The organism is Mesorhizobium sp. WSM4312 (genome assembly GCF_002294875.1).
Lineage (GTDB): Bacteria > Pseudomonadota > Alphaproteobacteria > Rhizobiales > Rhizobiaceae > Mesorhizobium.
Window position 1 is genome coordinate 89096 of the sequence record NZ_NSFU01000022.1, and the last position, 11190, is coordinate 100285.

Annotated in this window: 8 protein-coding genes and 1 pseudogene; 3 read left to right on the forward strand and 6 right to left on the reverse strand. The window is 64.0% G+C overall.

Annotation, left to right across the window (positions count from 1 at the left end):
- Positions 1-72 precede the first annotated feature (72 nt).
- The 6 genes from CK228_RS29465 to CK228_RS29490 all read right to left on the reverse strand — a co-directional run bounded on the left by CK228_RS29465 (position 73) and on the right by CK228_RS29490 (position 8276).
- A complete protein-coding gene (locus CK228_RS29465) occupies positions 73-1251 on the reverse strand; it encodes an MFS transporter (RefSeq protein WP_095790089.1) in 1179 nt (392 codons plus the stop codon).
- 78 nt (positions 1252-1329) lie between these two features.
- Positions 1330-2070 (reverse strand): NUDIX hydrolase, encoded by a 741-nt coding sequence (locus CK228_RS29470; protein ID WP_095772757.1) that lies wholly within the window; start codon positions 2068-2070, stop codon positions 1330-1332.
- A gap of 73 nt (positions 2071-2143) precedes the next feature.
- A complete protein-coding gene (locus CK228_RS29475) occupies positions 2144-2596 on the reverse strand; it encodes a DUF983 domain-containing protein (RefSeq protein ID WP_095773079.1) in 453 nt (150 codons plus the stop codon).
- On the reverse strand, positions 2596-4902 hold the full coding sequence (rnr, locus tag CK228_RS29480) for a ribonuclease R (RefSeq protein WP_095790090.1): 2307 nt from the start codon (positions 4900-4902) through the stop codon (positions 2596-2598). The genes CK228_RS29475 and rnr overlap by 1 nt, the downstream gene beginning before the upstream one ends.
- A gap of 6 nt (positions 4903-4908) precedes the next feature.
- Positions 4909-7530 carry a type I DNA topoisomerase gene (gene topA / locus CK228_RS29485; protein ID WP_095790091.1) on the reverse strand — a complete coding sequence of 874 codons (2622 nt, stop codon included), beginning with the start codon at positions 7528-7530 and terminating at the stop codon, positions 4909-4911.
- Between the two features lie 368 nt (positions 7531-7898).
- Positions 7899-8276, reverse strand: coding sequence for a hypothetical protein (locus CK228_RS29490; protein WP_095790092.1), 378 nt, complete (start codon positions 8274-8276; stop codon positions 7899-7901).
- A 177-nt stretch (positions 8277-8453) separates the two neighbouring features.
- Between CK228_RS29490 and CK228_RS29495 the strand changes: the two genes are divergently transcribed.
- The 3 genes and pseudogenes from CK228_RS29495 to CK228_RS29505 form a co-directional block, all read left to right on the forward strand.
- Positions 8454-9200, forward strand: a complete 747-nt coding sequence (locus CK228_RS29495; RefSeq protein ID WP_095790093.1) for a cytochrome c biogenesis CcdA family protein — start codon at positions 8454-8456, stop codon at positions 9198-9200.
- Positions 9201-9358: 158 nt separating this feature from the next.
- Positions 9359-10735, forward strand: a complete 1377-nt coding sequence (gene glmU, locus CK228_RS29500) for a bifunctional UDP-N-acetylglucosamine diphosphorylase/glucosamine-1-phosphate N-acetyltransferase GlmU (RefSeq protein WP_095790094.1) — start codon at positions 9359-9361, stop codon at positions 10733-10735.
- Positions 10736-10935: 200 nt separating this feature from the next.
- Positions 10936-11190: pseudogene (locus CK228_RS29505) on the forward strand (glutamine--fructose-6-phosphate aminotransferase); the annotation flags it as partial.

Below are 11190 nucleotides of genomic sequence, written 5' to 3' on the forward strand. Positions count from 1 at the left end.
ACCGCGCTGCTGCTGACATGGTTCTGTCAGCAGCCTGCCGCGTACGCGAACAGAATCACTGTCCCGGTCGCGCTACAAAAGGATCTTGCGCACCAGCCTGAAGCAGACCAGGGCGATATAGGCGCCGAAGAACAGGCCGAGCGACCAGCCGAAGCCGGAAGGTCCGAAGCTGTCCATGCCGATGCCGATCGCCTGCGGACCAAGCACCATGCCGACGCCGTAGCACAGCACGAAGGCCGCGTTGGCCGACGCCAGTTCGTGGCCGGAGAGCTGCGAACCGAGATGGGCGAGGCCGATCGTGTACATGGCCGCGACGACACCGCCCCAGACGAACAGAAGCGCTGCCATCAAGTGCCAGTTCGCGGCAAAGAAGGGCATGAACAGCGTACCGGCGAGGCCAACCGTGGCGCAGGCGAGCAGCAGATGGCGCCGGTCCGAAACGCGGTCGCTGATCATGCCGATCGGAATCTGCAGGAGCACATTGCCCAGCCCGATCATGGTCAGCAGCAATGCGGCGTCGGCTTCGGAATAGCCGATGCGGTTGCCATAGACCGGGAACAGCGCGAAGCCGCCTGTTTCGACCGCGCCGAACACCAGCACGGCAAAAGTCGCGGTCGGCACCAGCCAGACGTAGCGCAGGAAATTGCTGGTTTCGCCATCGGCCACGATGGAGGGGCTTTCGTTGCGCGCGGCCAGCACCGGTACAGCGGCCAGCGTCACCAATCCAATGATTACGCCGAACGGTCTGAAGCCGGAGCTGCCGAGATGGGCGAACAGCCAGGGGCCGGCGGCAAACCCGAGCGAAAGGACGGTGGCGTAGATGCCAAGGACAAGGCCGCGCCGGTGCGGCGGCGCCGACGTGCTGATCCAGAATTCCGACAGGATGAACAGCACCGTCAACGCGACATGCAGCACGATGCGCAGCGGGAACCACATCCAGAAATTGGGTGCGAAATGGAAGCCGACGAAGGCCAGCGCGCCGGTGGCGATCATGGCGATCATGGTCCAGGCGACGCCAAAGCGCATGGCGAGCGGCGTCGCCAGCGGCGCACCGGCGATCGAGGCCAGGCCGGCGACGGCGGTGTTGAGGCCGATCATCGAAGCCGAGTGGCCGCGCGTTTCGAGGATGACGCTGAGCAGTGGCATGCCGAGGCCAATGGCGATGCCGACGACGCTGATCGACGAGATCGCCGCCACCATCGGCAGCCAGTGTACGCGTTCGTCGCCCTTTGGTTGGGTATCGACCGTCATGGGATGCTGAATACTCTGTCTCGTTGATCTTGCGCAATTCCGGGCGGAAAACCGCGTCACCCTCTTCCCGGAATTGCTCTACAAAAGTTCGCGGGTGAAGCTGTTGCGGACAAGCCGGTAGAAGGGCACGGGGCCGCCCGGACGCAGCAGCGGATCTTGGGCGAGGCGTTTTTCCAGCTCGTCCAGGATCATTCGGGTGATGTCGGGTATGTCGGCTTCCCTGGCCTTGGCAAGCGGCAGCCAGACCAGTTCCTCGAGTTCATTGGTCGGGCCGCCGCCCGGCAGTTCAACGGCGACGTCGCTGCGCCAGGCGCTGAAGAAACGCGTGTCGAAGCGGCGCACCCGGTTGGGCGGAGTGATGGCGCGCGCGATGAAGCGCAGCGTTTCGAGCGAAGGCTTTACGCCGTGTTCGACAAAACCTTGCCAGTCACGCTTGTCGGTGGCAAAGGCGGCCCTCTCGCCGATGAGCAGACCGGCTTCCTCATAGGTCTCGCGAATTGCCGACAGAGCGACAGCGCGGGCCCGCGCGGCACTGGTGCGGCCGGGACCCGCACGCAGCTTCGCTTCCTCGTCGCGATGCAATGCCGTGGCCGTCGCGATGCGGCTGTCGGCCGGGTCGGTACGGCCACCGGGAAACACGAATTTTCCGGGCATGAAGGCGTGGCCGGCGTGACGGCGCCCCATCAGCACCAGCACCTCATCGCCCTCGCGGTCGAGAAGAATCAGGGTCGCGGCGTCACGCGGACGCAGGGGCCGGCCGCCGTGTGCGGCAAGACCCTTGTCGAGCTTGTCGACATCCGCCTTGGTCATTGCTTCCATGCGCAGGGACCTAGCGGAAACTTCTTGCATGCGAAAGTGGCCTTAGCGATTGGCGTGTTGCGCCAGCGGCGCATCAGGCGCCGTGGGGGGAGCCCGCCCCATCCTTTTCGCCACCGAATCCGTGCATATAGAACGCCCATTGCAGTCCGATGACGGCGCCTTTGACAGGCTGCAGCAGCGCAACCGACAAGATGATGGTCAACGGCACCCAGATGAGGATGTGCTGCCAGGTGGACAGCGTCGATGCCGCTTCGACGCCCATGAAGGCGCCGAGAACGATGTGGCCGACGATGACGATGACCAGATAGGCCGGCAGGTCGTCGGCGCGATGGTGATGGATTTCCTCGCCACAGACGCTGCAGGTCTCGACAGTCTTGGTGAAGCCGCGAAACAGCTTGCCTTCGCCGCAGTTCGGGCAGCGGCCCAAAAGGCCGCGCTTCATCGCCGTCCACAAGGGGCGGGCGACCCGACCCGTGTGATGTTCGCCGCCGAAAACCTGTTCTTGTATCCCTAATTCCTCTGGCATCATCGTCTCCTGCCGCGCGAACCCGGTCGCGATTGCGACGCACGGGCGCGGCCCTTAGCCTTGTGAAACGACCTGGTAGAGCCTGGCAGGGGCTTCGGGTCGGTCAGCATCTCGAAGCGCATGGCGCCGGCCATCGGTGCCACCTCGACGAGCCGGACCTCGACATGGTCCGCGAGCTGGTAGCCTTTGCCTGAGCGTTCTCCGAAGAGCGAGCGAGCCGTTTCGTCGTATATATAGTAATCGCCGCCCAGAGTTGACACGGGGATGAAGCCATCGGCACCATATTGCGGCAATTGGACAAATAGTCCTGATTTGGTGACGCCGGAGATTCGGGCGTCGAACCGGTCGTCGATGCGCTCGGCGAGATAGGCTGCAATCAGCCGGTCGACCGTGTCGCGCTCGGCCGCCATGGCACGCCGTTCCGTGCCGGAGATCAGGATCGCAACGTCTTCGAGCCGGGCTGCTTCGTCCTGCGTCAGTCCTCCCTGACCGAGGCCGAGTGCGGCAATAAGCCCACGATGCACGATCAAATCGGCATAGCGGCGGATGGGCGAGGTGAAATGCGCGTAGCGCCTGAGGTTGAGGCCGAAATGGCCGATATTCCCGGGCGAATATTCAGCCTGGCTCTGCGAGCGCAGCACCACTTCGTTGACCAGTGCCTCATTGTCGGCGCCGCGCACGCGCTCGAGAATGCCGTTGAACTGGCTGGGTCGCATCTGCGCGCCGCGCGCCAGCGACAGGCCGAGCGTCTGCAGGAATTCGCGCAGCGATTCCTGTTTGGCGAGCGACGGCGCGTCGTGCACGCGGTAGACCAGCGCCTGCTTCTTCGCCTCCAGCGTCTCGGCGGCGGCGACATTGGCCTGGATCATAAATTCTTCAATGAGCTTATGGGCATCGAGGCGTTCCGGCACGATGACACGGTCGACCGTGCCATCCGGCTTGAGCATGATCTTGCGCTCCGGCAGGTCGAGTTCGAGCGGCTGGCGGCCGGCGCGACCGCGCTTGAGGATCGCATAGGCATCCCAGAGCGGCTTGAGCACCGTGTCGAGGATCGGACCAGTCTTGTCGTCGGGCACGCCGTCGATCGCCGCCTGCGCCTGCGGATAGGCGAGCTTCGCCGCCGATTTCATCATCACGCGGTGGAAAGAGTGCCGGATCTTGTGGCCATCGGCGGAGAAGGTCATGCGCACGGCCAGCGCCGGGCGATCCTGGCCCTCGCGCAGCGAGCAGAGATCATTGGAAATACGCTCGGGCAGCATCGGCACGACGCGATCCGGGAAATAGACCGAATTGCCGCGCTTCAAGGCTTCGCGGTCCAGCGCCGTGCCGTAGCGGACATAGGCGGCAACATCGGCGATCGCCACCGTGGCGATCACGCCGCCCGGGTTCTTTTCGTCGAGATCAGCCGTCGCAAACACAGCGTCGTCATGGTCCTTGGCGTCGGCCGGGTCGATGGTGACGAGCGGCAGGTCGCGCCAGTCCTCGCGGTGGTCAAGCGTCGCCGGCTTGACGGCTTCGGATTCGGCGATGACATCGGCCGGAAAGATGTGCGGGATGTCGTGGGCGTGAATGGCGATCATCGAGACCGTTTTTTCGCTGGTCAGCGAGCCCAGCACATTGAGCACCTTGGCTCTCGGTAGCCCGTAGCGGGAAGCCCGCGCGGGCTCGACCTCGACGAGGTCGCCATTCTTGGCGCCGTTCTGGAATTCCTTGTCGACGATCAACTCCGGCTGGCGCCGTTCCACCGGCTCGATGCGGAAGGTGCCGTCCTTAAGCACGCGGAAGACGCCGAGGACGGCATCGGTGCGCTTCTCGAAGATCTTCATCACCCGGCCGGTATAGGCGGGGCCGGACGGATCATCGGTCGGGAAGGTCTTGGCCAGGACGCGGTCGCCGATGCCAGGCGCCTGACCGTTGCCGCTGCGCGAAACGCGTATCGAGACGACAGGTGGCTCGCCGGTGCCTACGGACTCCGCCGGATGCGCCAGCAAAATGCCGTCGCCGTCACGGCCAAAAATGTCGAGCACGGCGACATGGGGCAGGGCGCCGACGCGGGCCAGCCGCTTGCGCTCCTTGGTCAGCACGCCTTCATCCTGCAGGTCGCGCAAAATATCTTTCAGCCAGATGCGGTCGTCGCCACGCAGCGCGAAGGCCTTGGCGATGTCGCGCTTTCCTGCACGGTCGGGATTTTCGGCGATATAGCGCAGGATTTCGTCGCGCGAGGGCCGGTAGTCGTCCTTGACCTTGGCCCTGGTGTCGGCGGTGCGCGGATCGCCGTGGCTCCGTCCGGTGATCCTGCGCGCCACGCCGTCCTACCCTTTTTTCTTCGCTGCCGGCTTCTTGGCCGCGGTCTTCTTGGCTGCCGGCGCTTTGGCCGCGGCAGCCTTGCGGAACGGCTTCTTGCCGCCGCCGCCCTTGGCTTCCTTCTCGGCGATCAGCGCCAGCGCATCCTCGATGGTCACCGATTGCGGATCCTTGCCCTTGGGCAGCGTGGCATTGACCTTGCCGAAATTGACGTAAGGCCCGTATTTGCCGTCGCGCACGACGATCTTGCCGCCGCCATCCGGATGGTCGCCAAGCTCCTTCAGGGCCGCCGGCGTGCCGCCATTGCGGCCGCCCTTGCCCTTCGACTGCTTCTCGGCAATCACCGTGACGGCGCGGTTGAGGCCGATCGAGAAGACATCCTCGATGCTGTCGAGATTGGCGTAGGTGCCATCATGCAGCACGAACGGGCCGTAGCGGCCGAGCCCGGCCGAGATCATCTTGGACGTCTCGGGATGCTTGCCGATATCGCGCGGCAGCGCCAGCAACGCCAATGCTTTCTCATGGTCGATGGTCTCGGGCGTCCAACCCTTGGGCAGGCTCGAGCGCTTGGCTTCCTTGCCGTCGCCGCGCTGGAGGTAAGGACCGAAGCGGCCCGAGCGCAGGGTGATTTCCTCCGCCGTGTAGGGGTCCTTGCCGAGCACCTTGATGCCGTCCTCGCCGCCGCCATTCTCGCCATTCGGATTGGCGGCGTCGCCGAGCTGGCGGGTGAAGGAACATTCGGGATAGTTCGAGCAGCCGACGAAGGCGCCGAACTTGCCGAGCTTCAGCGAGAGGTTGCCGGTGCCGCATTTCGGGCAGATGCGCGGGTTGGAGCCGTCTTCGCGCGCCGGGAAGACCAGCGGCGCCAGTTCCTCGTTCAGCGCATCGAGGACGTCGGTGACACGCAGCTCCTTGATGTCGGCGACCGCGCCCGAAAAATCCTTCCAGAAATCGCGCAGCACGTCCTTCCAGGCGAGCTTGCCGTCGGAAATCTCGTCGAGCTTTTCCTCCAGCGATGCGGTGAAGTCATATTCGACATAGCGCTCGAAGAAGCTTTCGAGGAAAGCTGACAATAGACGGCCCTTGGCCTGCGGCACCAGCCGGCGCTTGTCGATCGTGACATAGTCGCGGTCCTCAAGCGTCTTCAGGATTGCCGTATAGGTCGAAGGCCGGCCGATGCCGAGCTCTTCCAGCTTCTTGATCAGCGTGGCTTCGGAATAGCGCGGCGGCGGCTCGGTCGTGTGCTGGGTGGCGTTGATTGCCTGGCGGGCAAGCTGCTCGCCGGCGCGGATTTCCGGCAGACGGCGGCTTTCCTCGTCCTCCGCGTCATCGTCCTTCTGATCGGTGTAGGCGGCGATGAAGCCGTCGAAGCGAACGACCGAACCGACCGCGCGAAGCTCGGCGCTGCGGGCGCCGTTGACCGCCTCTATCTCGACCGTGGTGCGCTCGATCTCGGCCGGCTGCATCTGGCTGGCGATGGCGCGCTTCCAGATCAGCTCATAAAGCCGCATCTGGTCGGAATCGAGATATTGCCGAACCGAGGCCGGGGTGCGCATGAAATCCGTCGGGCGGATCGCTTCGTGCGCTTCCTGGGCATTCTTGGCCTTGGTCGTGTAGAAACGCGGCTTTTCCGGCAGGTATTTCGGGCCGAATTCCTTGGCGATGGCCTCACGGGCAGCGTCGATCGCCTCGGGCGCCATCTGAACGCCGTCGGTTCGCATATAGGTGATCAAGCCGGCGGTCTCGCCGCCGATCTCCATGCCTTCATAGAGCCGTTGCGCCACCTGCATGGTGCGGGTGGCGGAGAAACCGAGGCCCGATGAAGCGGCCTGCTGCAGCGTCGAGGTGGTGAAGGGTGGGCCTGGATTACGCTTGGTCGGCTTGGCTTCCACCGACAATGCCTTGAAGGTCGCGCCCTCGAGCATTGCCTTGATGTCGTCGGCCTGCGCCTTGTTGGCAATGTCGAGCTTTTGCAGCTTCTTGCGCTCGAAGGCGGTCAGCCGCGCCTCGAAAGTCTCGTTGCGTGGCGTGCCGAGGATGGCGGCGATCTGCCAATATTCCTCGCGGATGAAGCGTTCGATCTCGGATTCACGGTCGCAGACCAGGCGCAGCGCCACGGACTGGACGCGGCCGGCCGAGCGGGCGCCGGGCAATTTGCGCCACAGCACCGGCGACAGCGTGAAGCCGACGAGATAGTCCAGCGCCCGGCGGGCAAGATAGGCATCGACCAGCGGCGCGTCGATCTGGCGCGGATTGGCCATGGCCTCCAGCACCGACGATTTGGTGATGGCGTTGAAGACGACGCGGCTGACCGGCTTGTCCTTCAGCGCACGCTTCTGCCTCAGAACTTCCAGCACATGCCAGGAAATGGCCTCGCCTTCGCGATCCGGGTCGGTGGCGAGGATCAGGCCGTCGGCATCCTTGACCGCCTTGGCGATGTCGGCGAGCCGCTTGCCCGAGGCGGTGTCGACCGCCCAGGACATGGCGAAGTCTTCATCCGGGCGCACCGAGCCGTCCTTGGCCGGCAAATCGCGGACATGGCCGAACGAGGCCAGAACCTTGTAGTTCTTGCCGAGGTATTTGTTGATTGTCTTCGCCTTGGCCGGCGATTCGACGACGACGACGTCCATGAGGTCTCATATCAGCTGTGATGCGGCAGAAGAATTCCGCTGCGCGCGACGAAATCTCGTTCTATTTGCCGCTCACATGGCCGCGCTTTTGCATCCGGTCAAGGGGAAGCGCCCAAATTGCGGGGCTGTTCGCAGCAATACACTCTTAGAGTGTATGGAGAAAATCACAGATTTTGGCTGGGAGGGATGACGTCGCTTGCTCGGGGCGAACGGCCCGATTCATTTTGCGCCGAGTCGCGGAGAAGGCGGCTTGCGTACGATGCCGGGACGACGAGGGGAAAGGCCGCCTGACGCTGGCCGCCGGTCCGCATGGAGGATGCCCGGCGACCAGCCTTGTCCCGCCGTCAGGCGGGCAATTGTATCGAGGATCAATCGGCTTTCAGCATGTGCCAGACGCCGGCGACACCGTCACCGTTCACATCGCCGGCCTTCTTGTCCTTGATGAAGGTGTAGACCGGCTTGCCGTCATAGGCCCACATCTTGGTGCCGTCGGTGCGGTCGATGACGCTCCATTCGTCGTCCGCCTTGGCGCCGGCCGCGGCCTTCAGCGCCGGCCAGTTGGCGGCGCATTTGTCGTAGCAATTGGTCTTGCCCTTCTCATCCTTGTCATAGGTATAGAGCGTCATGCCCTTGGCGTCGGTGTAGATCTTGGTGCCGTTGACCTCGGCTTTCTTCCACGCGTCGGCGGCGAAGGATGCGGCGGTGCTGAGAAGCAGCGCGGCCAGCCCTATGGTCATGGTTTTCATGGAAATCTCCCTGGCTGATATTGGAGAGGCGCGGGAAATCGCGGCCTCTTTGATATCAACGTCCCATGCCGCCGCTTTCGTCCCCATGTCGGTATGCCGCTGACGTTCCACATAATGGTGATTGGCAGACAGGCCTGGCCGTCGCTATATCCGGCCGGGAGCAGTTGGAGTTTTGGAATGGCATTGGACATCGGCTATGTCAGCGCCGTCGGGGCGGGAGCCATCTCGTTCCTGTCGCCTTGCGTGCTGCCGCTGGTGCCGCCCTATCTCTGCTACATGGCAGGCGTGTCGGTCGACGATTTTCGCGGCGATGCGGGCGTGACAGCCCGCGAAGGCACGCGCGGCGCGCTGCTCTATTCCTCGATCGCCTTCGTGCTCGGCTTCTCGACGGTGTTCGTCGCGCTCGGCGCCGGCGCCTCGACCATCGGCCGGCTGCTGCGCGTCTGGCAGGAGCAGCTGGCGATGGGCGCCGGCGTGCTGATCATCCTGATGGGCCTGAATTTTCTCGGCATACTGCGTATTCCGCTTCTGTCGCGCGAGGCGCGCTTCCAGTCGCAAGGCAAGCCGGCCAACGCTATCGCCGCCTATGTCATGGGGCTCGCCTTCGCCTTCGGCTGGACGCCCTGTATCGGCCCGGTGCTGGGGCCGATCCTAACGCTGGCCGGCGGCCGCGAAACCGTCGGCGAGGGCGCGCTGCTGCTCGCCGCTTATTCGCTTGGCCTTGGCATCCCCTTCCTGATCGCGGCGCTGTTCTCCGGCGCCTTCATGCGCTTCCTCGGCAAATTCCGCGTCCATCTCGGCCGCGTCGAAAAGGCGATCGGCGCGCTGCTGGTGGTCGCCGGCGTGTTCTTCCTCACCGGCGGTGTGCAGACCGTGTCCTACTGGCTGCTGGAGAATTTCCCGGTGCTGGGCCGGCTGGGGTAGATCGCCACTGCCGCTATTGCTGTTAGGATCGAGCTGTGGGGTAGCTGATCAAGAGTCAGCTGCTCCGCCACCTCACCGGAATTTAACCGCATTGGTGCAGCATGGCGCCACTGCTATCCTGTCTTGATTCCCAACCCTTTTCCTACGGTTGCCCTTCCATGAGCCAGAGATCCTGCCTGTCCGTCATTCTCGCCGCCGGCGAAGGCACGCGCATGAAGAGCGCGCTGCCGAAGGTGCTGCACCAGATCGCAGGCCTGCCGATGGTCGCTCATGTGGTCAAGGCGGCCGACGCCGCCGGCGCCAGCAGCGATGCGATCGTCATCGGCCATGGCGCGGAAGAGATGCGCAAGGCGGTGGCGAAGTTCTCGCCCAAGGCCGAGACCTTCGTGCAGGAAGAACGCCTGGGTACGGCGCATGCTGTTCTTGCCGCACGTGAAGCGATATCAAGGGGTTATGACGACATCCTGGTGATGTTCGGCGACACGCCGCTGATTGATGCGGAAGCGCTGAACCTGGCTCGGCTGAAGCTCGCCGAAGGTGCGGCCGTGGCAGTGATCGGCTTCCGAACACCCAATCCAAACGGCTATGGCCGGCTGGTCGAAAAAGGCGGCAAGCTGATTGCCATCCGCGAGGAAAAGGACTGCTCCGAGGCGGAGAAGAAGATCGGTTTCTGCAATGCCGGCATGATGGCGGTGGCCGGAGCCCACGCACTGAAGCTGCTCGACGCGGTCGGCAACAAGAATGCCAAGGGCGAATATTATCTCACCGACATTGTCGAGATCGCCGGTGCGCAAGGCCTTGATGTCGTCGCCACCGAGGCCAGCTTCGAGAATGCGCTCGGCATCAACAACCGCGCCGAACTGGCCCAGGCCGAAGGCATCTGGCAGGCACGCCGCCGCCAGGAAGCGATGCTGTCGGGCGTGACGCTGATCGCGCCGGAGACGGTGTATTTCTCGCACGACACCGAGATCGGCGCCGACACCATCGTCGAGCCGAATGTCTGGTTCGGCCCGGGCGTGAAGATCGCCGGCGGCGCCAAGATCCATGCCTTCAGCCATATTGAAGGCGCGACCATTGCCGCGAACTGCGATGTCGGTCCGTTCGCGCGGTTGCGGCCGGGGGCCGATCTTCGGAACAAGGCAAAGGTCGGCAATTTCTGCGAGGTCAAGCAGGCTGTCATCGAGGAGGGCGCCAAGGTCAACCATTTGACCTATATCGGCGATGCCCGTGTCGGCGCGGGGGCCAATATCGGCGCCGGCACCATCACCTGCAATTATGACGGCTATTCGAAATTCTTCACCGACATCGGCGAGGGCGCCTTCGTCGGTTCGAACTCCTCGCTGGTGGCGCCCGTATCGATCGGCAAGGGTGGCTACATCGCCTCCGGCAGCGTGATCACCGAAAGCGTGCCAGACGACGCGCTGGCCTTCGGCCGCGCCCGCCAGAAGACGATCCCCGGAAAGGGCAAGGAATTGCGCGAGCGCTTTGCCTCGGCCGCGGCGGCGAAGAAGAAAGCGGCTGGCGCCGATCACTAGCGGTCAGCCAGCGGGTTTACTTCCCGCCGAAGCAATCGAAAAACCGACCAATTGCAGTAACCGGATTGCAACAGCGGTCTGTCATGGTGCATGGGTGCACAACCGTCCGTTACACCGGGCGAAATGCAATGTGACTTTCGCGGTAGACCGGCCATCCCTAAGTATCGCTGGTTTTCCATGGGGAATCGGGGGCTATCTGCATGTGCGGTATCGTTGGAATCGTCGGCCACTCGCAGGTTGCGCCGCTCATTGTCGATGCGCTGAAGCGGCTGGAATATCGCGGCTATGACTCGGCCGGCGTCGCCACCATCGAGCATGGCGAGCTCGTCCGCCGCCGCGCCGAAGGCAAGCTGGTCAACCTCGAACGCCGGCTCAAGGAGGAGCCGCTCGACGGCACGATCGGCATCGGCCACACACGCTGGGCCACCCATGGCGTGCCCAACGAGACCAACGCG